The sequence below is a fragment of the Lysinibacillus sp. SGAir0095 genome (genome assembly GCF_005491425.1).
In the GTDB taxonomy this organism is placed as follows: Bacteria; Bacillota; Bacilli; order Bacillales_A; family Planococcaceae; genus Ureibacillus.
The window spans coordinates 1,379,189-1,404,349 of record NZ_CP028083.1 but is presented as its reverse complement, the minus strand read 5'-3'; the positions used below and the strand labels follow the sequence as shown (position 1 = coordinate 1,404,349).

Here is a 25,161-nt window from a genome sequence, read left to right as displayed (position 1 = left end):
TTGAAGAAGGCACAATTCCTTTTCAAGAATTGCGCCCTTTAACGAAAAACCGCCTAAATCGTAAAATCCCATGTGCGGATTTCTTGCCTGTAATAATCCAATCGATCTTGTAACCACATCTGTTAATTCAAGCGCTGACCTTTCCGGCTCAGAATAGAGTGGTGACTCACGCAAGGCATTCAAACAGTAAATTCTTTGCGCCATATCCAAGCAGTGCGCTCTGCTCTATTCTTAATGCAACCTTTACTTGAAATATGCTCTATATGCTGTGATAAAAGCTTCTGGTGAAGATTTCACAATATACGTATATACACCTTGAAGCGCATGTAAATAGAGAATACCACCTTGATTTGCAATTTCTCGATAAGAAAAATCCATTACATCCTTAATCGGAAACTCTCTATTCTGTGTAACCACCTTATCATTGTATAAGTAAATGATTCGGTCATGCTCAATTTCAAACTTTTCAATACTTGTCATTTTTCTTTCTATTTTTATATAAGGATGTTGCGCTATCAAGCTCATATGATCCTCCTAAAACAAAGGCTTCTTATTATATTATCCCAAACAGATTATTTATTTGCCGAATATCCTTCCATATTATCCTCCGAAAAAACTTGATTTTGACTATAGGATCATCTCGTTTCCTTAAGGGGATCTTCAACATTCTGGCCCTATTCATGAAGAAAGACCCTCTCCTTATTCAAGGAAAGCGGCCGATTATGGAGTAACTATGATTCACCTATTACTGGATATACATAGGTTATATCCTCTAATTCTTTAATTAAATCTTCTAAATATGATTGATTTGATACAAATTCGAAGGTTAGTACAGCACCACTTCCTGCTGGATAACAAGTCTCTCCAGACCAATCAATATGACCCAACTTATCCATTTCACCTTCAAAATGTATAAAGCTTTCTAAATTTTTTAATATTGCTTTTCCCGTTAAATACCTATTCATTGACTTCAAGTCATTAACAAAATCCCTAATGTCATCTGTTCTTAAACTTGCATTAAAATCAACATAATACCCTGGAATTTCGACTTTCACATTTGAAATAACCCAGTTTCCATCCCAATAATCAGAACTATTCGGATATTCACGAGCTAAGACATCTATTTCTACTTTAGTTTTCTCTCCTAACAGATGAAACTTCATTTTACCACCTCATACTTTCAACCTTTCAACTCAATTCTTGTTGAACTATCATGTTCCGTTAGTTTAAGTACATTTCTTCATCATCTTACCTAATTTTAACATAAACTATCTAGATTCTTATAAAGGGGTTATTCAACAATATTGTCCGTCGTTAAATAAACTACTGCAAAATATCTTCGAATTGTACAGTAGGAAATATGCTCAGACCAGTAAAAAGTGTTTGAATAACCAAAGATAAAAGTTTACGGGAGATTTCCTCATTCCAACTTTCATTTTCTTTCAATACATATATTTTGGTGGTTTTCATGGTGACCACTTCTAAAATATTATTGTGTCCAAAAGAGTCTATCCTGGGCAGGCATTCTCATATTATTGCATCCACCCTTCAACCCGAACAGTTACTCAGTTGAAACCAATATCAAAATCATTTAAGATTAAAAAACATTTATTTTGTTATTGTAGAATATTGTTTATATTGTACATACAAAAAGGAATTTCCTTTTTTTTCCTTTTTGTACATTCAATTAAAATACAAAAACTTAGATGTGAGTTAATAAAGACTGGTATGGAGAATGGATTAAATCATCCCTCTACTGTTAAACTAAGTCAAGCGCTTGATAAGGTATTAAATGAATGTTTTATTATTAGGCATTCTGCAACTAAACACAACTAGTTGTGAAATTATTTGCGCATTAAGAAATTTTTAACTACATTAGTTTTTTACAGCTACACCCTTTATTAATTTGGTTCTTCTAAAGAAAAATGTAACCCCAACTGTACTATCTGTAACACCTTCTAAAAAATGTTGAAGCGTAGTGTGCGTCATAGTAACCCAAAATACCTCTGTTTTCATAGTTCATTCTCCTTTTTCTAAGCAAATTTCAGTTATAAAAACTTTGCTCAAAGTTAACAATATAAGTGGAGGTGATCACTATGCCCAAACATGTATTCGAAGCATTAATCAATGTTTTTCACAGTCTGTTTGATGAAGAAAATAAACATTTATTACATGTTGGCGAAGTAATGTCCTGTTGGACTTATTTAACCGTCTTAGAAGAATCAGTTGCTCTTGAACAACTTGCTATAAACACAACAGAAGATAAAGAGCTAAATGATTTACTTCATAAAACATTAGATGTTTGTAGTTCGCAAGCTGCTAGACTTAAGGTTTTTCTTCAACAAGAAGGTATCCCCTTACCTCCCGCCTCTGAACCCAAGCCTTTTTCTGACCCAAGAGCTATTCCTTTGGGAGCAAAAATGACTGACACAGAAATCTCCAATTTAGTAGGAGTAAAGTTAGCTGCAGGAGTTTCATTATGCGCTTCAGGTGCAGCACAATCCGTGAGAAACGATGTTGGTTTAATGTTCTTCGAATTTCAAACTGAATTAATGAGATATGGTGCTATTTTAAAATCAATTATGAAAAAACGGGGTTGGCTTAAGGTACCTCCGTATTATTTCCCTCCCGGAAATCCAAAAAGTTAATTTAAATGAGTCTCCTGAAAAGAGGTTTTTTTGCTGTACACTTTGGTTCAACTATTTTCGTGAATATTCTCTCAAACAAGATAATGATTTTATGCTATAATGTTTCAGACACACTAAATTGTATTTGTTTAGTGGAAACTGTTTAATCTATAGGCGGATTAAGCAGTTTCTTTATTTATCTGAACCATTAGTTCGTGCACGATCATTCAATACTTCTGCCTAGAATTGCGCCTGATTATTGAAGATCGTTATTAAATTAAAGCCCTCGTTAGTTCAGTAGAGAATAACGCTCACGTAAATAATTTGGGATTTCTTCTTCTTGGACACTTGCAATCTCCTTAAATGTGACTCCTTGTTCTAATAAAGCTGTTACTATCTCCCAGCCAACAAAGTATACTTCCCTGTCGTGATTAGTAGTTCCAGTGCCAAATGTAAATTTTGTAATAACTTCAGAAGAAGAATCTTCTAAATATGGGACAATTCCTTTTATAATCTCTTCCCTCACCAATTTACAAGAATTGAACCATCCATGCTTATGTTCGATGTACTTTTCATCTGGTTTACCAGGGACAATAAACTTACTTACTTGTGTTGCCAATCCTTCTTGCAAAATTGTTGAAGCAATCGTTCTCTCCCAGTTTGTTGTTAAGTTAGCAGTCTTAGAATGAACAACGTGAGTAAGTTCGTGAGAAAGTGTTATATCGGAGTCTCCACATTCAATTGGGATACACAGAGCTAATCGTTCTTGGTCATATGGAGCTACAAAGGCGTTATTTTCAAATCCACCTACAAAATAAATTAAAACTAAGTTAATTGGCTTATCGTAACCTAATAAAGACTTTACTTTTTCTAAACAATTTTCAACAATTGTTAGGTTTTCTTTCCAATTTTCAATGTAATTTATGTTCTTTTTATATTTTTCCCAAGCCCCGTAGAATAAGGATTTAGCAATCTTTTGTCCTTCTTCACCTGGAGGTACAGCCGCAAAATTGTAATGCTCTTTCCATAACTTCCATCGTTCTTCATCGTCCAACCATTCAAGGTTTGCTCTCTCGTAAAAATCCAAGAATTTCGGAATTAAATTTATAAGTTCAATATTGTTCAAAGAATAACCCCCCAATTAAAAAATCTCTTATAAACTAAACTGCCTCGTTAGTTTAAGTATATTTCTTCACAATTTTACCTAAATTTTAACATAAATATCCAGATTTTTTAAGGTGGTACTCCTTAATCTGGCCTGATTGCTGATAAAGGCACAATTCTACTCAAGAATTGCGCCCGATCGATGAATAACAGTATTTAATAATTATTAAACAGTTACTTGTGTACAAAGTTAATGATAGCTGGAAGAACTTTTTTGATTAGTTCATTCCGTATTTTGAGAGGAGTTCCGACATGCACTCCTGATTCTTGCATGCCACGAACAATCCATTCTTCAATCCAGCCATAAATTCCGTAAGTTATAAAAGATGTAACATAGGCAGCCATATTGTCATGTTCGGTTTTGGCTCCATAAAGCTCGATAAACACGTTTAAAAACAGATAAAACAACTTTCGTTTTTTAGCAAAAGGTAAAAATCGCTATGTTCCTTTAAGTGTTTAAACAAGCTGTCAAATAGTTCTGCATTGGAATCATTATTTCTTAGTTGATAATCTGCATCCCACTTCAAAATTACATTATTTATGTGTTTCAGTAAGGGATCGCATAAGCATTACCACACATAGTACAAAACTAAGTCATATTTAAATACTCTACCACCAATCATAGGTGATAGAGTATTTCCTGTTTTTTACATAACAAAAAGTAAAGAATAGAAAATAGAATAAAGGGATTTTTGCCCTAAATAGATCTCAAAATTGTATTTAAGATTACTTTGCGGTTAATTATAAGAAACCTAAAAATGTTCTCTACCAATGTGATACTATTTATAATAGAGCAACATCCTAAGATAAAAAAAGAAAAGTGATAATATATGCCCTTTGTTTATCAGATACCTCTTCCCCAAATCAATAATCCTACCATATATCCCCACTAACATTCATTAACTAATATATTTTTCTTGTGTTCAATTAAAAGTATATGGTTAGCAAACTATGGAAATTATACTACGACACCCTTTTCACTCATATTGTAACAGCACTCGATGATATTATTAATCATGACATACTCATTTTAAAACGAGGAAATTTGTTCATATTGTTCATAAATACTGTGTTTTCATATTTTTCCCTTTTCTGTATATTTAAATCTATAAACTAAAAGGAGAATGCAATATGGCGTCTACTTTAAAGTGTTGTCATAACATAGATAAAATCCAAATACTTAGAACAGAACTAATAAAGAGTGGCATGGATTATGGTTTAGACCATCCTACTACTATAAAAATAAGTCAAACACTTGATAAGTTGTTAAATGAATGTTTAGTTGGATGTAACTCTGCAATTAGAACTAACTAATTGTAGAATTTCATCCTAAAATTATAAGATGATACATTTTAGGTATCATCCTTTGCAGAATCACATAATATATTTCCAACTGATTTAAGAGAAAGAGGTCTTTATTTTTCAACAGCATCAAGTTTCGTTCTTTCTAAGATAAGTTGATTCTATTTCAAGAGCATCTAATGGTTTACTAAAGAAATAACCTTGTCCAAAAAAACAGTTTAATTCTACGAGTTTGTTTAGTTGTTCTTTTGTTTCAATTCCCTCAGCAATAATAACAAGATCCAAGTTCACACCAATATCGATAATAGTTTTTGCCAATATACTATTTTTTTTATTTGATAAAAGTGCTTTGACAAATGATTGATCGATTTTCAATGTATCGATAGGTAATATATTTATAAAATTAAGTGATGAATAGCCAGTTCCAAAATCATCAATAGAGATACCTATTCCCAAATCCTTAAGAGCTGTTAATTGTGGAATAATAAGATTAAAGTCTGCAATTAAACTTTCTGTAATTTCAATTTCAAAAAAATTAGCATCAATGTTATGAGAAGCTAGGCAAGTTTGAATATAATTTACAAGGTCATTTTCTTTAAATTGTCTTTGCGAAACATTTACAGATATTTTAACCATTGGATATCCTTTTGATTGCCATAGATTCATTTGACTAAGAACTTCATTAATAATCCACTTTCCTATGTCGATTATTAAGCCTGTATCCTCAGCAATTGGGATAAACTCGGCAGGAGAGACGATACCTAATCGTGGATTATTCCATCTTATTAGGGCTTCAAAACCAACTAACTTAGAATTAACTAAATTACATTTAGGTTGATAATTTATATATAATTCTTCTTTAGAGATTGCTTTTCTTAATTCACTCTCAATTGTTGAGTTTCTTTCGAGCCTTTTACTAAGGTCCTCATTGAAAAACTTATACGTGCTTTTACCATCCATTTTTGCATGATACATCGCTGTATCTGCCAAATCAATTAGTTCATCATAGTTATTTGTATGTTCTGGAAAACGAGAAATTCCTATACTACATGTGATAATAATCTCTTTTCCAAAGATATGATAGGGTGTTTTTAAATGATCGATAACCTCAACCGCAATGTTTTCAATGTACTCATGATTACCATTCTTTATAAGAACAATAAATTCATCTCCTCCGAGGTGATAAATTCGAATAGATTCATTTTGAATAGCAACTAGTCTCTCAGCGATCTTAATTAATAATTCATCACCAAAGTTATGACCAAGTGTATCGTTCACCATTTTGAAACGATCTAAGTCAATAAATAATAATGATGTATCATTTGTATCTCTTTTAATTATATTTATATCGGATTGTAACTTCCGACGATTAGGTAACTTTGTTAAATCATTATGCTCCGCTATATGCTCTATATAATTGAGATATTGCTTTTGTTCTGTTATATCCCGAACTATACAGATCATTTTTTGTGTATTCTCAATGTTAGAAATGAGTATCTCTTGTGGAAAACTAGATCCATCCTTCCTTATTCCTATAGTTTCACCTTGCCACTCTCCATACTTTAACAATTGAGGAATCGCTTTAATGTTTAATTCTTCAATTGCTTCTGAAGAATAGCAATCTGTCCAATTTTTGGTTAAAAATTCTTTTAAGGTATACCCATAAAGGTTCTGATGCGCTTGGTTTACATATTCAAATTGCCCATTTTCATTTGTTATACCTATCCCAAGCGAAACAGACTCTAATGCAAACGTATAATCATTTAAGGTTACCATAGTAGTCCCAAGCTCTTTTTTTGAAAAAATATATTTATCAAGCTGGTAACCAATAATCCATCCAATCCCAGCATTTGCTATAAAAATAATAATAGCGAGGGTAAAATGTTGATCTAGCTTTAAATTTGAAAATATAAAAGAATTTGATGTGATAAGAATTGTAGTTAGTATTATTCTCCAAGTGTATTTCATAATTAATTGCCCCTAATTTTAATAAATCTATATCTAACTTAAATCTTTATATAATTTTAACCAATCTGAAATAGGAAACCATTGGTTAGATTAGTTAACAACTAATTTTTTTGTATTAGGCATTACACACCGTCAATTTATAGGAGTAATATCCTACAAGAGTTGATTGTAATACATAAAAAACATAATACTATCTTATTTCAACTTTTTAAAGGCACAATATGAATAGCGATATAAAGGCATTCTATAATTAGCCTAATTTATCATGCCTCCATGACTCTAATTTTCTTTTCCCCCTTTCAGGGATGTTAAACCATTTTTACTACTTCTCCAACAAATTTTCTATTACTAAAATCCCAACCATTGTATCGTCTTAATCAATCTGTTTTCTACATAAATAAAAAGCACTCTTCCTATAAAAGAAAAGCGCATGATTGTATATTAAACTACTGTGTAATGTTTTTGTATTGCATAAGACAGATTCATTATCAATATTATTGTTATTTTTTTATTTTACTTATCCACTTATAATAATTCAAAACTATTATTAATAAAATCGGATAACAAAATGCTGAATACCATAACTTCCACCATCCATAATTCCTATAATGTAACACCAATATCTAACTATTAAATTGAGTGTTACTCCACAAAATGGTCCTTCTCGATTTTTAATACATAATTCTTTATTAACCTACTGGTGAAACAGACATAAATTAAATGCCAGAAACATTTTCGCCTATTTCAACAACTCCTTATTTATATCCTATACTTTTAAGTAATTAGAATCCTTTTGCATAAATTATGAATTATTCGTCACTGGGTAGCCCATCGACAAAAAGAAATCTCGATAGGCGTTTAGCTAATCATGTTTTAATAAATTAATATTTTTTTATCTCATCTTCTAAATCTAAGATCAATGTATCAATATCTAACACTGCAGAGTCCACATTATTCCAGAATATTGAAGGTTGGATACCCTCTGACTTCAGACCAGGTAACCATTTCTGCATAAAATCCTCAAGTTCTATCTGTTCGGCCTTATAATTCTTCCATTCATCAACTGCACATAAATTGGCAAATTCTTTTTTTGGCCAAAAAGGCATTAGAGGATTTCCATTAACCTCTTCTGAGATTGCCCACCCATCATCGTACAATCTCCACACTTCCCCGAAGTCAGCTACTTTCTTTATAAAGTATTCATACCTTTTTGATGCAGAAAGATTATGAACTGCTTCGATCTCTGTGTTATTCAATCACTTTACCTCCTCTATTTTTTCCCTTTTGCTATAGAGATCATGTTTATGCTGAGTTCTATGACTACTTATAGTTTGACGGTCATTCTATTCATATCAATAACCTTTTTCTTGCTTATAACCACGTCTATAAAGTCCTTGACAAGTAAATATCTTATCAAGGGTTGAAGTAAAGATTATTCATTTGTCTAGAAAATTGGATTTGTATTCTAAAATGGTATAATAATGACAATATTGTAAACAAGTATTCAGAGATTGGAGTGCGTAGGTATGTCTGAACCGAAGATGAAAGAAACCGGCAATAGTGTAGTGGAATTTATTGAAAGTGTGGAAAATGACAAGAAAAAGGCAGATGCCTATCAGTTATTAGAAATTTTTGAAGAGGTAACGGGGTACGACGCAAAAATGTGGGGCCCGAGTATTATAGGTTTTGGTAGCTATCATTATAAGTATGCCTCAGGACGTGAAGGCGATGCGCCTTTAGTGGGGTTTTCACCGAGAAAAGCTAAAATCAGTCTATACTTGGTCTATGAAAGTGAGGAAAGGGATAAATTATTAGAAGGTTTTGGTAAATACACGAAGAGCAAGGCTTGTATTTATATTAATAAATTAGCTGATATCGATACCAATGTTTTAAAGGAATTAATTAAGCATACAGTCGAAACATATCAGAATCTTTATCCCAATGAATAATGTTCTAAAACCCTGTCGGCATGACTATTAATAACTGTAATTCCAGTTAGCAAAGCAACAAATGCATTCACATAACTCAGCATTGCAAAATGGATTGTCCTCTACCCAGACAATCCATTTTTGTTGTTAATTATTCAGTTCAAGTGTTTCATTAATGTCTGTCGATTTAGAGCTTTGCCCTGTCATGCGTTTATAGTAAAAGGCTATTTTTTTTATAAAATTTCCGGACTCCCAATATTCGGCTGCTTCCACGTTTACCTTTAACAAGATTAAATTCGGATCGTCATAAGAGGTTTGCATGATTTTCTCATATACAGTGCTCCACAATTCCTTTTTCTTGTCCAAACCTTCAACGATTTCTGCTCTTCCACGTACGGAAACATAGGATTTACCTACATATGCTACATTCACATCTTGATTTTGTAATATTTCATGATATTTATTCGTATCTTTTTTAGTGAAAAACCATAAGTCGCCATCAAATTCGACTTCTTGTGTTTTCATGGGACGAGAAACTAGCCCTTCCTCAGTAGCCGTAGTCAACATAGCCATGTCTATATCTTTGATCAGCTCACGTAATGTTTCAATGTCTTCTTGTTTTATAATATCAGACATCTCGATCACCTCTTTCATGGTTATAGATTACCCTCTATTTCAACTTTTAAACTGGTATAGGGTGTTACTAAATCAGAGGTTATAGAAAAACCGGTCCCTGCTAAAGGGAGAGACTTCTATAGTATTCCTTCACCAGCTCCATAAAATTTTTCGCAGGTCTAGAGACAAAATGGTCTTCAAGCCAGATGACGCCTAAAGATGAGGTCAAGTCGGCGTTGATGATTGGTGTGGAATAAAGATTCTTCGCTCCATAGACATTCACGATCGACTTTGGCACGATGGTTGCCCCTATTCCGGCTTTCACCATCTCCAATATGACATTCATATCCGAACACTCCATCACGCTATTTAGTTGAACCTGTTGGCTTGAAAATGCATTGAGAATCGTATTATAGAGTCCTAATCCCTCAAAACTTGGAATAATAAACGGCATATGGGAAATGTCTTTTAACGAAATATTGGGTGATTCCTTATTGCTCAAAAACACCAGGGGTTCTTGAACGAGATGATGATAGGTTAATCCACGATGTTCTAGTGGAAGACGAATAAATGCCATTTCAATTGTCCTGGATTTAACCAATTCCGCTAAATAAACGGAGTCATTTTGAACAACTTTTAAAGTCACAAGTGGATAGCTTCTATGAAAGGATTTGAGCATTTCCGCAAACCCTGACACCGGTAATGTATTAATTCCGACAGAAAGTACCCCTTTGTTGCCCTCTTCTGTTTCCTGTATTTCATTTTTGATTTCTTCGATACTGCCCACGAGATTAAGCGCTCGATGATAGAGGACATTACCCTTATCGGTTAATTCAATTCGCTTACCACTTCGTTCAACTAATTTCACTCCCAGCTCGTCTTCCAATTGTTTCAACTGAATGCTAAGAGGGGGCTGGGACATATGTAGTCGATTAGCCGCAGCCGTTATATTCTTCTCCTCAGCTATGGCTATAAAATAACGCAACTGTTTAATGTCCATTGATTACTCCTTCTATTTAAAAAATATATAGTTTCTATATAAATTATATATTTTTCGTATGATACAGTCCATGTTATGATAACTTGCATGTTTATTGATATTCAGAAGGGTGATTACTATGGAGCGGTTTTTTAAATTTAATCAGTATGAGACAACGATTGGAAAAGAAATTTCTGCAGGTTTTATTTCATACATTACAGTGGCCTATATCATTATAGTTAATGCGACGATTTTATCTGTGACAGGAATCCCGATGGAAGCAGGGATCCTTGCAACGATCTTAACCAGTTTTTTTGGCTGTCTTGTCATGGGGATCTGGGGCAATACCCCGCTCATCATTATTCCTGGAATGGGTCTTAATGCGATGTTTACCTATACCATTGTTCAATCCGGGGGCTTTACATGGCAGGAAGCGTTGGCAATGGTTTTCGTTTCTGGTCTGATTTTTGTTGTTATTGCCTTTACACCATTGGCAAGAGTGATTACTTCCGCAATTCCAAATTCCTTGAAAGAAGCCATTACCATTGGAATCGGGATTTTGTTGATCCTAATTGGTTTTGAAAATGCCGGCATTATTACAAGTTCTGATCACACGCTACTGGCGATTGGGGATTTAAGTAGTCCGACAGTCATCGTAACTTTCATTGGGTTAATTATAACAATTCTATTATTCATAAAAAATGTACCAGGTAACCTATTATTAAGCATCATCATTACGTCTTTTCTATCCATTTGGATAGGAGGGGCTACTTTTGAGGCCGGGGCCTTTTCAATGCCCGCTTTTCATGAATACCTTGAGGTGTTTGGTCAATTATCTTGGGGACAAGCCGGTAATATTATTTTCTGGCTAACATCCCTTTCTTTTGCCATGGTGATAGTATTTGAAAATATCGGATTGATCCATGGGCAAAGCAATTTGCTGAACCGCCCTGAAAGCAGCAAGAAATCTCTCCAGGCTACTTCTGTTTCAGTTCTATCATCAGGAATTTTTGGGACGAGTCCCAGTGTAGCATCCGTGGAAGCAGCTGCAGGAATTACAGCCGGAGGAAGAACTGGCCTTACGAGCATCGTTACAGGATTGTTGTTTCTGCTTTCTATCCTGTTTATACCGGTGATTAAAATAATTCCGGCTAGTGCAGTTTCGCCAATTCTAATCTTAATAGGGCTTCTTATGTTGCAAAATATTGTTCATCTTTCTATGGAAGACTTAACAGAGAGCTTTCCAGCACTTTTAATTATTGTCTTAATTCCATTAACTTATAGTATTGCTGATGGAATGGCAGTCGGCTTTATTCTCTATCCACTCATCAAGCTCTTAATGGGGAGAGGCAAGGAAATCCACCCTGCACTCTATATGATTGCGATTTTGTTTGTGAGCAATATGGTTATTCAATACGTCTTTTAAGTGAGATGTGGTGTTGAATAAAAATTACGTTCCTCAACAAAGTTAACATTAGAAGGGCATCATTTTATTTTCGAAATTAATAAAAATCGATTTTCGCCAGAATTGCGAAAATCGATTTTTTTGCTAAGTGGTGAGCTAAAAGATGTGCTTTCGTTCTTATTTTGCCTCAAAGTTCTTGTGGCTTACTCACCTACCATACCGTCATGATCATTATCTCGCATATAGGGATATAACCAGTGATCACTCGTTATTGGCATGCTATATCCTGCTGCTTTTGCTTCTTTAATCGTCACCTGTCCATTCCCGTTTGTATCAACACTAGAAATATCACCGTTTGCGTTAGAACTAGTTGAATCGGAAGGCTCATTGTCTGTTAAACCGAGTGATGCGTTAACTTCATCAGGGTTCACATTGTCAAATGTATCAACGATCTCGTTACCCATTAAAGTATAGGTATACTGATAACTTGAAGGAATCTGCGTTTTCGTATTCGGATAAGTGATAATGGCTTCAAAATTCGAAGCTCCACCAGCCTTACGGATTGCGTCTTCCAAATACGCTTGATCACCATGTCGGTTGAGCGTACTATCTTGTGGGGTAATATTATAAGCATTCGATACCCCTCCTAGTGAATCAGCAATGATATGTCCTTCATCTAAAACGTCACTTTCGACGCCAGGAACCTTTGCCTCATCAGGATAGTATCTGCCTGACGATAATACAGGTTCGTTACGGTCATCTTGAAGTATGATTTCGTCAGCAATGACACGTACCAGTTGCCCGTATTCATTCGTAAAGGCCCAATATTCTCGGTCCCCATAACCTATGTCAACGACGACGTTAGGTTCACGATATCCAGACAAATCACCCCCATCCACTTCCATGAGTTTGTAACCTGCAAACAGGTCATTAGTTGGTTGGGGCGGTGTTTCTACTACTACTGGTTCATCAACAACCGAAGGGATAGTTTCTTCTTTATCGCTATTTTTATTTGTTTCAACTGTAGATACTTCTTGTGAATCTATTTCTACATCTGTTACGGATGCCTCTTCTACGCTGGTACATCCAACCATCCAGATGGTTGTTAAAAATAAGATTAAATAGTTCATTTTCTTTTTCATTTTAGGACTCTCCTATAATCATCTCATACTGTTCATTCTAAAAATCTTGTTATTAAACATAGATTAACACTATTAACCTAATGATAATAGTATATTTCAAGATTAACAGTTTTACAGTAGATAATTTGTTCGAAGAGTTCATGATGATCACTAAAAAAAGAAGACACAATTCTCGTATAGATAGTTCTTTTTAATAAATTTCAAGAATATTTAGTATAATAAACATAGGAGAATGGAAAGTCCTACGACATTAAAGACTCTTATTATTCAATAAATAAGGAGGAGATTTAGTTGAATTCGTTCATCGAAGTAACGGATAGTAAGTCAAAAGAAAAAATATTGATTAACACCTTGTTGGTGATAGAGGTAAGAGGAAATCTTATCACAGTAGCTAATGGTTTCTCGATTAACAAATACAAAACTTTAGAGACTTATGAAGAAATAATGAAAAAATTAACCACTAAATAAGATGATTTCACTTCACAAATGACCCTATCCATGAAGAAAGACACCTCCTTATTCATGGATAGATCGTGGAATTACTAAAATAATCAAGAAGTGATTTACTCTTCTTTCTCTACACTATAAACTGCGTAAACCAAGCAATATATTCTGCACCCGGAATGAATAATACCTGTGCTAAAAGTGTTCCTAATAATCTTGATGCCACCATCATAATAGAGACACTTTTTAGCGTAAGATAGCTACCCTTTCGACTGATGACATCATCCGTTAAGATTGAAATTTTAGGGTCGATAAAGACAAATAATAAGATTGTAGCTATACCATTAATTAATCCCGATGCCATAATAGCAGTTGTTGCTCGTTCAGGTGCTATCAATGCAGCATATAGTGCAGAAAGAACACCTATTGTATAAATTGCCGTTATTAACATGTGAACGCAGAATAATTTGATCGGTATATCTCGCCAACTCATATCTTTTAGGTAAGCATATCTAGGTAGATGGATATGTTTTTTTACCCGTCTTAAATAAGGTACTGTAAAACCTTTTTTCACTAACTCTGGAATCGAACCTCGCTCGTCTGCTAAATGAATGATTGTCCTCGAAAAAACTGCAAAAAAAGTCGGCAACAAAAGTAAACCGATGATTGTGCCTAATGTTGCAGAACCAATTAAGATTCGATATTGGCTCTCCACAAATTCGAAAGCATTCTCTTTTGGTGCTTTATCAACCAAACTCCCTGTAAAAGGTTGTTGCATCATGTTTGCTAGCCTTGAAACCATTACCATCAAGTTAAATAAGGAAAGTGCTGATGCTAATAGTTTAACTCTTGCCCCTGATAAACGAACCGCGTATGCTAAAGTTTCGATTGAATGAATGATTAAGATGCATAATGCAATCAGTACTAACTGTATTGTGAAAAATTCCAAAGTCATTACCTACTCCACTTTTATTAGTAGAAAAGCTCCCTATCTCTTGTCTATCTCTACAATTTTTATAAACGACGAATAATTAAAAATGTTTCCAATTTTTACATAATCACCCTTAGATCCTTGGACTTACTTTATGTATATTGAACTAATGAGTCTATTAGTTTAAGTGTAAAGATTTGCGTTAGCAGGGTAGTATTTTGTGGCTTCCACTATTTATATCCCTTGGCAGTATTATAATATTTTCTAATAGTCTCAAGGTCGTAAATACGGTATGATTGTTCCTTTGCGAAACCTTTAATTAAAGCCCCATAAAAAAGAAAAAAGCAACAGTAATGATTCCCGTTGCTAAATTTGCTGATAGTTTTCTTGAAACCCTTCTATTCTACTTTGAAATCGTAATCAAAACAGAAACTCTTGTACATTTATATCTATTCGTCTCAACTTTTCAGGCTCTTCTTTACTCCATCCCTAAATGTGCTTTCAAAGTAGCTCTTAAATTTTCCATTTCCTCTTCGTCTGGAAGGTAGTAGTAGATGTCATCAATCATTTGATCCTGCCCGCTATTCATATACAGCTGCTCGATATTTTTCACGCTATCTTGATAGCCTTTTTGGATTGTCGTTAATTCATCGAAAGATACATTCATTTTGACATTTTTTCCGAGGGTGTCAAAAATCGCATGATAGTTCAACGCTACTTCCACACTAACGGCTGATTTGACAATACTTTGGATGACTTTTTTCTGGCGATTTTGCCGTCCAAAGTCCCCATCTGGATCATCATATCGCATCCGTACATAAACCAAAGCTTCTTCCCCATTGAGTGAAATTTCACCTAGAGGAAAATGATAGCCATTATTGGTGAATTCCAACTCATTCTCAATCTTGATGCCGCCAATGATGTCCACAATATTTTTAAAACTGTCCATATTGACCTGCACCACATAGTCAATTGGGATGGCCAATAGATTTTCCACCGTCTTCCGGGACATTTCAATCCCGCCAAATGCATACGCATGATTGATTTTATCGGTTGTGTTATAGCCTACAATTTCTGTTCGTGTATCCCTTGGTATACTTAGCATTTTCGTATTATTGGTGTTCGGATTGATGGTTAACACAATCATGGTATCCGATCGACCGACATCATCCGCTCGCTCATCAACCCCGAGGATCAACACAGAAATCGGTTCTTTTTCTTCCACTTTTACCACTTCCACGCGAAGCTCGGATTGTTCGATTTCTTCATACACCTTTTCGACCGTATCCTTTGTATCCGCGTAAACCTTTGCTAAAATGCCAACGATGGCGATGAGTAAAGTTAGTAGACCTATTCCTATCCCTATAAAAATTTTACTTTTGTTGGACAGCTTCTTCTTTTCCGTTTTTTCCGACTCTACATCCAATCCTTTCACCTCTTTTCGCATCAAATTGCAGGGTCATTATTGAATAGATACTACCAATTTGTATGTTTTGAAGAGAGGCTTCTATTACTACTTTAGTCAATAAAAAATAAAAACCCCACCAACAAATGTTGATGGAGTTAAGAAGCAATTCACTTTCAGCTTTTAGGATGCTTTAGTATTTTCGAAAGAGGGCAGACATCAAGATACGAACCCAACCAAAAATCGATAACCACAATGGAATTGAAAGCAGAACGGCAATGGACACCCCTTTGGCAAACTTTCCTTCCATGTCATCCATCCTTTTTACAATCATTGTAATCGGCTGCGTTTGAAATTATTCGTAAGTAACTAAAAAACCTTCCCACAAGGAAGGTTCCAGACTGTAGACAAACGCTCGCATACTGTGTTGTTTGCCTCATTCGTCCCCTCATGAACTTTATGTTCTATTCGGGTCTTCACTCGACTTCCCGCCTTGTCTGACAAGCGTTTTAATACAGTCTGGGTAAACTTTTAAAAAAAGTTTAAATTAAAAACGCGTAGACAAAGTCGTTATTCGACTATGTCTACACTCTTAAAGCTTCCAATTTGATAGTTCCTCGGTATTTATAAGAATGCACTTTTCAAATCTGCCAATAGAAGCTCTGCCGCTTCATTGGAATCAGCAACAACCCCAAAGTAGTATTTGCATTTCGGTTCCGTACCAGAAGGGCGAATGGCGATCCAAGAGTTATTTTCTAAGACAAACTTTAAGACATTTTCTTTCGGTAGTTGGATTTCTTTTGTTGAACCATCAGCTAAGAACGCCTTGCTCGTTAAATAATCCTCTATACGAACGACCGGTAGTCCAGCAATGCTTGTTGGACTGTTTTCACGGTAATGGCTTAGAATGGCCTGCATTTTTTCCTGGCCATCTTTGCCCTCGAAAACTTGGGAGACCAGGGCTTCTTGATGGTACCCATACTCTTTGAACAACTCATTTAAGACAGCTAATAAACTTTTCCCTTTCTTCGCATAAAAGGCCGCCATTTCAGCTACTTTTAAAGCAACTTGGACCGCATCCTTATCACGGGCAAAGGTCTTGATCAAATAGCCGTAGCTCTCTTCATAGCCGAATAAATACGCGTATTCCCCTGTTTGTTCATACTCTTCTATCTTTTCAGCAATATATTTGAAGCCAGTAAGGGTGTTGATTGTCTCAATAGTATAGTGAGTAGCGATTTTCGCTCCAAGTTCTGAAGTAACGATGGTTTTAATCATCGCTCCATTGGTTGGCATTGTGCCATTGTTCAACTTCGTTTGCAGAATATAGTGTAATAGTAAGGCGCCCAATTGATTCCCCGTTAACAGTTCATAGCCTTCACCTTCTCGAACGGCAACGCCTAAACGGTCGGCATCCGGGTCCGTAGCCAATAGTAAATCTGCTCCTACTTGCTCCCCAAGTTCCATCGCGAGTTTAAAGGCAGCTGGCTCCTCCGGGTTTGGATAAGAAACGGTTGGGAATTCTCCGTCTTGAACAGCCTGTTCCTCCACAAGATGAACATTGTTAAAACCGAATTGTTGCAGCCCTTCACGAACAGGAACTAAGCCCGAGCCATGAAGTGGACTATAAACAATCCGCATAGCTAAATCAATCTCAGCATTCTCTTTTAAAGTAAGTAAATGCTGTAAGTAGCGAGCATCCAACTCTTCCAGAATCCACTGCAGTAGCCCTTCAGACTCTAATTCCTGACCATCCAGTGTTTCAATTTCAAAAAGATCCTCAATCTCTTCCATATAATCGACAATCGCTTTTGCCGCAGATGGAACAAGCTGCGCCCCATCCTCTCCATACACCTTAAAGCCATTGTATTGTTTTGGATTGTGACTTGCCGTGATCACCACACCAGCATAGGCATTGAGTTCACGAACCGAAAACGAAAGCTGCGGTGTTGGTCGTGACTCCCTATAGACATAAGAAGTGATTCCATGTACCCCGAGTACTCTAGCTGTCTCAACAGCAAACTCCTGCGAAAAATGACGTGTATCATAAGCAATCACTACACCACGTTTCTTCGCCTCTTCCCCATTCGATTCGATAAAACGCGCAAGTCCTTCTGATACGCGACGAATCGTATAAATATTAATACGGTTGGTCCCGGCACCAAGTAAACCACGCATTCCGCCAGTACCAAAGGAAACGTACTGATAGAAGCGGTCTTCTATTAACTTCGCATCCTCTGAAATAGAGTGCAGTTCGTTCAGTAAATCGTCAGGCAACTGCTGTTTTTTCCAATGTGAATATAATTGCATCTCAAAAACACTTTCCTCTCAAACCGTTTTAGTCCTATGTAAAACTAGTCGTCTTTTTTATTTAGTAGAATTTTCTCTTTGATTTTACTAAGGTTACTCTAATGATTCAATTATATCCTATAAATGCCAATATTTGCGCCTAAAGACGTAAACAATTTCTAGAATCTGTTATTTTTACAATCTACCGCTCTAACGCACAACATAAAATTCAAACATTTCATTTCATAATAAAAACGTAGTCCCACTCAATTTGGACTACGTTTCCCACAACTAGAAGTAATCAATAAATGTCGGAATCCCCACAGGCAGGATATCCTCCAGCACCGCCACAGTATCCCCTGCTCCCTTGACTCGTTCGATCTTCTCAAGGTACTTGGGACGTTTGTATCCTAAAAGCATGGTGGTCAAAGTCTGTATCGACATTTGAACCGTTAGATCTTCCCGATCGTTTTGCTCCAACTTTGTAATTTTGAGTTTCCAATCCTCGGATTTGATGTCATAGGTGCCGTTGTTCCATTCTACAAGTCGATCGGTTACGGTAAAGCGAATGTGGAAATTGGGCTCATCGAATGGATACGTTTCAAGAAATTTCTCCACGTCCACAATTCTCGCCATGAAGTAGGGAGAGACCTTTTGAATAATTTCGCTGTCCTCCAGTAAGAAAGCCACTGGTTCATTGCCAGCGGTTTTCCCGTAAGCATTATAGACCATCGATTTGTGGGCAGAAACGAAATTCCAGAGCCCCTTTCTCGCCTCTTCCTGAAGGTAAACGATTTCATCGATATAGAAATTTTCCTCCATGATCCGGTAATAGATATACCCTTGAGGTTCATCGTCCTCGTTGTAATAAACGGCAGCCTGAAGCTGGACATCCGTATCCACGAATTTTTCTTCCCAGTAATCCTCGTGAAACTTTTCATTCCATGCAATGGTATTGCGGATCATAGCACCATGGGTTCGAGAGGCATATTGTTCGTAAATACTGACCACGTCCGAAGCCCTTGTATCCACACGGCGAATTTGGCCAGGGAGTTCCATATAATTGGGGAACTGCGTATCCTTCACTTGGAATTCCACAATATCAGACATGATTTCCCAGCCCTTTTTCCGATAATACGGTATCGAAAATGGAAACAGATACGAGATATACCGCTTTTCGCTTCGCATGACCGTCAGCGTCTCTTTGATGAGTTTATCCATCAGCCCTTGCTTGGAATATTCAGGGTAGGTCCCGATGGCTGTGATTCCCCCCATCTCATAAGGGACGCCGTAGACGTTCACCTGGAATGGGAGGCTTAAGATTTGGGAAACGAGGTGGTCTCCATCAAACCAGCCAAGAGCATGCCCCACATTAAACTGCCTGCTTTTCTCACTAACAAACGTACGGTCCTTCTTGATGGACATGGACATTTGAAACACATAATTCAGCAGATCAATCGATTTGGCCATCTCATCCATCCGAATTTCCCGCATCACTAGCCCTTTTCTTGGATTCATCTTCATCACCTAATTGTTTGGATTTATGATTTTTCCTTATTTTTCTCATCTCTCCTATTTTTATGCAAACGGGAAGTCGAAAATGTTTGGAGGGGCGATTGCTCAGCTACCTTGAAAAGAGCCACATTCAACAGGGAATACTTTACTGAAGGATAGACAAATATGAATCTAGATGCAATTAGATTTTGCTAAAGAGGGTATAACATGATTATAGGAATAAAGAATAGTCAGATTACATGAAATGTTCCGCGAATAGTAAAACCACTTTTGAAAATTTCACGATATTGTTATAATCCAAGCTAATAATTAGTCTTTCTAGTATTTATATCGAATCTAACGGAGGTAACTAATGGAGGCTTTCTCCTTTTTTTTATTAAGCATTAGTATTTGTTTCGTTTCTTTATTACTCATTCTTTTCATTACCAATGCAAGTCGAAAACAAAATTTCAGAGGACCTAGACTGGCCATTTTCTCAGCATTCATATGCGGTATTCTCATTACCCTAACGCCTTATTTATGTCTGTTAACTACCCAAACCATCGTTTTTGAAGTCAGTTCTTTACTCCATTTGTGTAAAATCAGCTTTGTGAGCATCCTATTTTTCTTCTTATTCTTTGTCATCATCAATATGATTGAAGAAAACCCGGTTATGCCGAAAAGGAAAACATCCGGTCTACAAAAAGATAAGATTGCTTTTCACTCACTAAGTGTGACTGCTGCTTTTTTCGTATTAGGTTTTACTTATTTTGTTATTCAATCATTCAATATTCCTGTCACTTTAGTCAAAGAACAGTCCATTGTACCACTTGTACTGTTATCAGCTTCAATCTATACTTTGGCAAGAATCTACGAACACCTATTTATGGATAAAATCATTTTCCAAAGAAAGCTATCTCAATTACAATTGTCCTTCCTTTTTTTGATGTTTAGTCTTTGTCTGAATTCGAGTATTTTTATTTTCATCAAGAGTTTATTTCTACAGCTCAACTTTTATATGGCCATCGTCGCAATCGTTAGTATGGTCGTTTTGTTGGTTTCGACCATTCATTATATCGAAAATCAGCTTCTCCATCAGCAAGACCAGTTGGAAGTTAAAAACCAAGTTTTATCACTTAACGAGCAGCGCTATCGTTCACTTTTTGAAAATAATCCGAACGCCGTGTTCACTTTAGATTTACATTGGAATTTTACCGCAGTGAATGCATCCGTTCGACCCATGATTGGTTTCACCCTTGAGGAGCTTCAACATTTGACCTTAACAGATCTCGTACTAGAACAGGAAAAGACGAAAATCACGACGATTTTAGAGGAACTGGCAAAAGGGGACAATACCAATTTTGAAACCATCATGAGAACGAAAAGTGCCGAAATCGTAAAGCTTAAGGTCACTGCCTTACCAATTAAGATTAATAATGAAATAACGGGTGCCTATCTGATCGCTCAGGATATAACCAAACAAATTGAAATACAAGAACGAGTGAAATTTCTAGCTTATCACGATGAATTAACTGGCTTATTAAATCGAAGAGGCATCTATCGGGAACTAGAAAATCATATTCATGCTTCAACACTGACAGCAACAATCCTGATCGATCTCGACATGTTCAAGGATATCAATGATCATCTTGGGCATGACGCTGGGGATGTACTGCTGAAACAAGTAGCTGAAAGATTAACAAAGACGTTAGGAAGGGAGGAATTGATCTCCAGAATGGGCGGAGACGAATTTTTAATCTGTCTAACGGCTCCCTATAAACGAGTAGAGGTTCTAGAACGTATACAAGCGATTCAAGCGGCTATGAAAGAGCCCTTTCAAATTCAACAATCTTCGAAAGAGATTACTTTAAGCATCGGCGTTTCTTTTTATCCAGAGGATGGAGAAAATCTAAACACCCTTCTCAAACATGCCGATATGGCCATGTATGAGGCCAAGAAATCTGGAAGAAACAATGCAGTACAATACTCTTCTCGTTTTGGCGTGCAAAAGCTAAATCAAATCACGCTGCTGCAGGAGCTGAAGGTGGCTTTTGAACAGGAGCAATTATTGTTATACTTCCAACCCAAGCATAGTACGGTTCACCAAAGCATGGTTGGTGTAGAAACTTTAATCAGGTGGAATCATCCTGAGCGAGGTTTTATCAACCCAGGTGAATTTATTCCGTTAGCTGAGGAAAACGGGCTCATTGTCCCGCTGAGTAATTGGATTATCCAAAATGCCTTCAAAACATTCTCAAATTGGTTAAAAGAGCACGACGTAAATTTCCATCTATCCATTAATATTTCGCCGACTCATTTCTTTGATGAGGATTTTGTCCCTTTCTTATTGGAGCAATTACAAAAGTACAAAATACCAGCACAACTGATTGACTTGGAAATTACCGAAAATCTAGCAATCGAGAACACAGAACTAACCAATAAAAAAATCAATATTCTGAAGGAAAAAGGACTGCAAATCTCGATGGATGACTTTGGAACAGGGTACACTTCCCTAACCTACCTTTCCCATTTCAATATGAATCGCATTAAAATAGACCGTTCCTTTATCAAAGAATTACCGGACAATCGAAACAATGGCGCCATCGTCCAATCGTTACTATCCGTTGCCAAAAACTTGGACATCCTCGTAACAGCTGAAGGCGTTGAAACGGAAGAACAATTGAATGTCCTGAAAGAATGGGGATGCGACGAAATTCAAGGCTACTATTACAGCATGCCATTACCAGAGGAAAAGCTGATTGCGTATTGGCAAGGAACAAACTAAATAGCAAGTGGAACTCTTGGGTTTGTCATGATTAGGTGACAAGCCCCTTTTTTTGTTTTCTTACCCTGTAAAACCTACTTATTTAGCAAACAAAACGCTATCTAAATAAAAGGGATTGCCGTTTAATCGATCCAACAACCCCTCAGTCCTTAAATTTTCACAATACGATCCTGACTTGGGTGTCTTCGAAGTATGTAATTGCCTATGAATTGTGATGTGAAGCTTATTTCGCTATGTTGGTGAAAAATTTACTATTGATGTAAGTGAAGGCGGTTTCATGAAGTAAACGCAACGCTTTTTCTTTTCGCTTTTCCGATAAGTTGGACGCTAAGGGGCTATACAGCTTTTCCTGATTACTTAGGATGATTTCCGTTTGGTTATTGGGAAGGCGTTCAAGCATGGAATGCACAACATCCGTAATCCAGATGACATCCAGATGAGTATTACTTGGGAGTTGAAAGGCGGCAATACCATTCAGTTCAGAGATCACAACCGAAGGATTTTTGACATCCTTATAGCGTTTTCTTGAAGAATGCTTTCGTCCGGCCAAACTGGAACCATTGAGTTCACAAAAGGTATCCATATTTTTATTGGCCGTACGGATGGAGTAAAACTTTTCTTGAGGTGTATAGATCACAGATGCAAACGTTTCGTGATAGCAAGGGGCAATGGCTAAAATACAATGTTTTTTAAAAATCGTTTCTTCAAATTTGCTCATGGGTAACTCTCCTCTTTCCTCAATCTTTTGAACTTCTCCAAACTAAAACACACCTAATTCGTTTTGACCACTACTATACTCCTAACAGAAGTTCTAGCACTATTCTAAAATATTAAAAAGTAGTTTAAAAGACCATTCGAAAGAAAATTGTGAAAATATAGTGAAATTTGAATAATATTCCATATTTATTTAATTGTTAGTCTAAGAAAATTCCTTTCATTTTTACAGTTTTGAGCAAAATTCCACATTCGATTCCATTCTGGCAATCTTCTACTCTATAGCTACCCGGGAATACTCGATCTGTGCACAGGTCACAAGGTGTAAAGGAAATGGAACGTTTTGAGGAAGTTCTTAAACAGTATGAACCCATGATTTCGAGCATTTTAAGAAAAGCACACATTTACAAAAACCATGAATTCTTCCGCCAAGCAGCACGGATTGCACTCTGGAAAGCATGGCGCAACTTTGACGAGTCAAGAGGTAGCTTTTCACCCTATGCCTATCAAATGATGCTCACGACCGTCTATACCTCCATGCGGAAGGACAACCAGTACAGCGAAAGTCAAATTCCTTTCGAAAAAGACAAACTGACAACCCTTGCCCAGACTGCCGATTTTAAAATGTCACCTCTGGAGGAGTCATCGTTACTAGAACCCTTAGTAGAGCATCTATCGGCAGACGAGTTCCAGTTACTGAAGGATCTCTACTTTGACCAATACAAGTATGAGGAACTCACGGACAAATACAATGCCTCCGTCGCGGCACTGAAAAAACGACGCGATCGAATTTTTAAAAAGCTGAGACAAAAGCTAAAAGAGCACGATCACATTGATAAATTTTAGTTTTGCCCAAATGATCAAATGGGAAATGCAGCTTTTGCATTTCCCTCCTAAAGGAGACGATGAAATGAAACGCTTAATCGAAGAATCCCCACTGCTTATACTCCCTACTCTAGCTAAAAAAGTAGGGCTAAATGAAGCCATTATCCTGCAACAAATTCACTACTGGAACCAAATTTCAAAAAACGTCCGGGAAGGTCATATCTGGGTGTACAAAACTGTAGAGGAATGGCATATCGAATTTCCTTTCTGGTCCAAAAGTACAATCGAACGGACATTGAAAAGGCTGGAGGACCAGCAGCTCATCGTTGTCGGTGTGTACAACCGCATGAAGTACGACCGCACGAAATGGTATCGCGTCAATTATGAAATCATCGAACAACTTTTCGAAACGCCAGTTTGTCAGGTTGTGTAAATGCCAGAACGAACCCATGGGTGGACCATGCCTGTCCTCTACCATTTCATCAAAATGCTGTAAACAATCCATCAAGTTGAAGGAACCAATACCATAGAGTACTCAGAAGACTACTAAAAAGAAGAAAATAAGAAGAAGCTCTCTTTTTTATTTTTTCTTAGAAAGCTTAAAAGATAGTAAATAATAAGAAGAAAAGATTCTATAAATAAACAAATAAACAAATAAACAAATAAACAAATAAACAAATAAACAACCCATTTTGCTTTACCCTACCTTAGCAAGGAATTTATGTATCACTGGAGCACTGGTTCTAAAAATTTTTAGCGGACAACACAAAATGGGACCGAATGGATGATGACAAGTTAGACGAGTTAATGGATTAAAACAGCGATCACATAAAAAGGGATTGTCCAATGATGTGACAATCCCTAAGTATTGGCTTTTTCAAATAATGGTCTGAGTTGATTCGTAATCTCCTGCATGAATTCTTCCAGGGTAATCCCCATATCCTCATTGCCTCGCTGGATGGCAAATTCCAATATCTGCTTAAACTCCTCCAAGATTTCTGGTCGATCCAAAACAATACCTCCTAAACTAAATCCCACTATATGTAAATAAGTCCATAAACCTATTATATGGGGATTCCTCAAAATTTCCACTCTTTTTATGTAAATATTTAGAAAATAACAATTATAAAAGTAATAGTTTCTA

Annotated in this window: 25 protein-coding genes; 9 read left to right on the top strand and 16 right to left on the bottom strand. The window is 36.3% G+C overall.

The window, feature by feature from the left end; genetic code table 11:
- Positions 1 to 243: 243 nt before the first annotated feature.
- Both C1N55_RS06815 and C1N55_RS06810 read right to left on the bottom strand, forming a co-directional pair.
- Positions 244 to 525 (bottom strand): hypothetical protein, encoded by a 282-nt coding sequence (locus tag C1N55_RS06815; protein ID WP_137728129.1) that lies wholly within the window; start codon positions 523 to 525, stop codon positions 244 to 246.
- A gap of 206 nt (positions 526 to 731) precedes the next feature.
- Positions 732 to 1,163, bottom strand: coding sequence for a WapI family immunity protein (locus C1N55_RS06810; RefSeq protein ID WP_137728128.1), 432 nt, complete (start codon positions 1,161 to 1,163; stop codon positions 732 to 734).
- Positions 1,164 to 1,494: 331 nt separating this feature from the next.
- Here C1N55_RS06810 and C1N55_RS20865 point away from each other — a divergent pair, with 331 nt between their 5' ends.
- Complete coding sequence (locus tag C1N55_RS20865; protein WP_255502486.1) at positions 1,495 to 1,836, top strand: aspartyl-phosphate phosphatase Spo0E family protein; 342 nt, start codon at positions 1,495 to 1,497, stop codon at positions 1,834 to 1,836.
- Between the two features lie 39 nt (positions 1,837 to 1,875).
- Here the strand turns inward: C1N55_RS20865 and C1N55_RS20475 are convergent, their stop codons facing one another.
- Positions 1,876 to 2,016: a hypothetical protein gene (locus tag C1N55_RS20475; RefSeq protein ID WP_168193812.1), complete on the bottom strand. Its 141-nt coding sequence runs from the start codon at positions 2,014 to 2,016 to the stop codon at positions 1,876 to 1,878.
- An 80-nt stretch (positions 2,017 to 2,096) separates the two neighbouring features.
- Here C1N55_RS20475 and C1N55_RS06800 point away from each other — a divergent pair, with 80 nt between their 5' ends.
- Entirely contained in the window at positions 2,097 to 2,648 is a 552-nt protein-coding gene (locus tag C1N55_RS06800) for a DUF3231 family protein (protein ID WP_137728127.1), read from the top strand.
- 268 nt (positions 2,649 to 2,916) lie between these two features.
- Here C1N55_RS06800 and C1N55_RS06795 read toward each other — a convergent pair whose 3' ends face one another.
- Together C1N55_RS06795 and C1N55_RS06790 are read right to left on the bottom strand one after the other, a co-directional pair.
- On the bottom strand, positions 2,917 to 3,753 hold the full coding sequence (locus C1N55_RS06795; RefSeq protein ID WP_168193811.1) for a DUF2268 domain-containing putative Zn-dependent protease: 837 nt from the start codon (positions 3,751 to 3,753) through the stop codon (positions 2,917 to 2,919).
- A 212-nt stretch (positions 3,754 to 3,965) separates the two neighbouring features.
- Positions 3,966 to 4,199 (bottom strand): TetR-like C-terminal domain-containing protein, encoded by a 234-nt coding sequence (locus tag C1N55_RS06790; RefSeq protein ID WP_168193810.1) that lies wholly within the window; start codon positions 4,197 to 4,199, stop codon positions 3,966 to 3,968.
- 723 nt (positions 4,200 to 4,922) lie between these two features.
- On the opposite strand from C1N55_RS06790, the gene C1N55_RS20860 reads away from it, so the two are divergent.
- Positions 4,923 to 5,105, top strand: coding sequence for an aspartyl-phosphate phosphatase Spo0E family protein (locus C1N55_RS20860; RefSeq protein WP_137728124.1), 183 nt, complete (start codon positions 4,923 to 4,925; stop codon positions 5,103 to 5,105).
- A 117-nt stretch (positions 5,106 to 5,222) separates the two neighbouring features.
- Here the strand turns inward: C1N55_RS20860 and C1N55_RS06780 are convergent, their stop codons facing one another.
- Together C1N55_RS06780 and C1N55_RS06775 are read right to left on the bottom strand one after the other, a co-directional pair.
- Entirely contained in the window at positions 5,223 to 7,061 is a 1,839-nt protein-coding gene (locus tag C1N55_RS06780) for a sensor domain-containing protein (RefSeq protein WP_137728123.1), read from the bottom strand.
- An 881-nt stretch (positions 7,062 to 7,942) separates the two neighbouring features.
- A complete protein-coding gene (locus tag C1N55_RS06775) occupies positions 7,943 to 8,317 on the bottom strand; it encodes a DUF2750 domain-containing protein (RefSeq protein WP_137728122.1) in 375 nt (124 codons plus the stop codon).
- Between the two features lie 270 nt (positions 8,318 to 8,587).
- Here C1N55_RS06775 and C1N55_RS06770 point away from each other — a divergent pair, with 270 nt between their 5' ends.
- Positions 8,588 to 9,010: a DUF1801 domain-containing protein gene (locus C1N55_RS06770; RefSeq protein WP_137728121.1), complete on the top strand. Its 423-nt coding sequence runs from the start codon at positions 8,588 to 8,590 to the stop codon at positions 9,008 to 9,010.
- Positions 9,011 to 9,136: 126 nt separating this feature from the next.
- Here C1N55_RS06770 and C1N55_RS06765 read toward each other — a convergent pair whose 3' ends face one another.
- The gene (locus tag C1N55_RS06765; protein WP_137728120.1) at positions 9,137 to 9,625 is read right to left on the bottom strand and encodes a pyridoxamine 5'-phosphate oxidase family protein; all 489 of its coding nucleotides are present in this window, start codon (positions 9,623 to 9,625) and stop codon (positions 9,137 to 9,139) included.
- Positions 9,626 to 9,725: 100 nt separating this feature from the next.
- Positions 9,726 to 10,604: a LysR family transcriptional regulator gene (locus C1N55_RS06760; RefSeq protein ID WP_137728119.1), complete on the bottom strand. Its 879-nt coding sequence runs from the start codon at positions 10,602 to 10,604 to the stop codon at positions 9,726 to 9,728.
- Positions 10,605 to 10,722: 118 nt separating this feature from the next.
- Here C1N55_RS06760 and C1N55_RS06755 point away from each other — a divergent pair, with 118 nt between their 5' ends.
- Positions 10,723 to 12,009 carry an NCS2 family permease gene (locus C1N55_RS06755; RefSeq protein WP_137728118.1) on the top strand — a complete coding sequence of 429 codons (1,287 nt, stop codon included), beginning with the start codon at positions 10,723 to 10,725 and terminating at the stop codon, positions 12,007 to 12,009.
- A 182-nt stretch (positions 12,010 to 12,191) separates the two neighbouring features.
- Here the strand turns inward: C1N55_RS06755 and C1N55_RS06750 are convergent, their stop codons facing one another.
- Positions 12,192 to 13,130 (bottom strand): DNA/RNA non-specific endonuclease, encoded by a 939-nt coding sequence (locus C1N55_RS06750; protein ID WP_137728117.1) that lies wholly within the window; start codon positions 13,128 to 13,130, stop codon positions 12,192 to 12,194.
- Between the two features lie 291 nt (positions 13,131 to 13,421).
- Here C1N55_RS06750 and C1N55_RS20470 point away from each other — a divergent pair, with 291 nt between their 5' ends.
- The gene (locus tag C1N55_RS20470) at positions 13,422 to 13,598 is read left to right on the top strand and encodes a hypothetical protein (RefSeq protein WP_168193809.1); all 177 of its coding nucleotides are present in this window, start codon (positions 13,422 to 13,424) and stop codon (positions 13,596 to 13,598) included.
- A gap of 109 nt (positions 13,599 to 13,707) precedes the next feature.
- On the opposite strand, the gene C1N55_RS06745 is transcribed toward C1N55_RS20470, so the two are convergent.
- The 4 genes from C1N55_RS06745 to eis all read right to left on the bottom strand — a co-directional run bounded on the left by C1N55_RS06745 (position 13,708) and on the right by eis (position 19,717).
- Entirely contained in the window at positions 13,708 to 14,529 is an 822-nt protein-coding gene (locus C1N55_RS06745) for a lipid II flippase Amj family protein (RefSeq protein WP_205758517.1), read from the bottom strand.
- A 454-nt stretch (positions 14,530 to 14,983) separates the two neighbouring features.
- Positions 14,984 to 15,931, bottom strand: a complete 948-nt coding sequence (locus C1N55_RS06740) for an LCP family glycopolymer transferase (protein WP_240758393.1) — start codon at positions 15,929 to 15,931, stop codon at positions 14,984 to 14,986.
- 603 nt (positions 15,932 to 16,534) lie between these two features.
- Positions 16,535 to 18,220, bottom strand: a complete 1,686-nt coding sequence (locus tag C1N55_RS06735; RefSeq protein ID WP_137728115.1) for a phospho-sugar mutase — start codon at positions 18,218 to 18,220, stop codon at positions 16,535 to 16,537.
- A gap of 270 nt (positions 18,221 to 18,490) precedes the next feature.
- Positions 18,491 to 19,717, bottom strand: coding sequence for a GNAT family N-acetyltransferase (eis, locus tag C1N55_RS06730; protein WP_137728114.1), 1,227 nt, complete (start codon positions 19,715 to 19,717; stop codon positions 18,491 to 18,493).
- Between the two features lie 349 nt (positions 19,718 to 20,066).
- On the opposite strand from eis, the gene C1N55_RS06725 reads away from it, so the two are divergent.
- The gene (locus C1N55_RS06725) at positions 20,067 to 22,478 is read left to right on the top strand and encodes a putative bifunctional diguanylate cyclase/phosphodiesterase (protein WP_137728113.1); all 2,412 of its coding nucleotides are present in this window, start codon (positions 20,067 to 20,069) and stop codon (positions 22,476 to 22,478) included.
- A gap of 223 nt (positions 22,479 to 22,701) precedes the next feature.
- On the opposite strand, the gene C1N55_RS06720 is transcribed toward C1N55_RS06725, so the two are convergent.
- Positions 22,702 to 23,196 carry a competence protein ComK gene (locus C1N55_RS06720; protein WP_137728112.1) on the bottom strand — a complete coding sequence of 165 codons (495 nt, stop codon included), beginning with the start codon at positions 23,194 to 23,196 and terminating at the stop codon, positions 22,702 to 22,704.
- A 329-nt stretch (positions 23,197 to 23,525) separates the two neighbouring features.
- Here C1N55_RS06720 and C1N55_RS06715 point away from each other — a divergent pair, with 329 nt between their 5' ends.
- Together C1N55_RS06715 and C1N55_RS06710 are read left to right on the top strand one after the other, a co-directional pair.
- Positions 23,526 to 24,038, top strand: a complete 513-nt coding sequence (locus C1N55_RS06715; protein ID WP_137728111.1) for an RNA polymerase sigma factor — start codon at positions 23,526 to 23,528, stop codon at positions 24,036 to 24,038.
- A 64-nt stretch (positions 24,039 to 24,102) separates the two neighbouring features.
- Entirely contained in the window at positions 24,103 to 24,450 is a 348-nt protein-coding gene (locus tag C1N55_RS06710; protein ID WP_137728110.1) for a hypothetical protein, read from the top strand.
- Between the two features lie 428 nt (positions 24,451 to 24,878).
- Here C1N55_RS06710 and C1N55_RS20465 read toward each other — a convergent pair whose 3' ends face one another.
- Positions 24,879 to 25,028, bottom strand: a complete 150-nt coding sequence (locus tag C1N55_RS20465; RefSeq protein WP_168193808.1) for a YwzD family small protein — start codon at positions 25,026 to 25,028, stop codon at positions 24,879 to 24,881.
- Positions 25,029 to 25,161 lie beyond the last annotated feature (133 nt).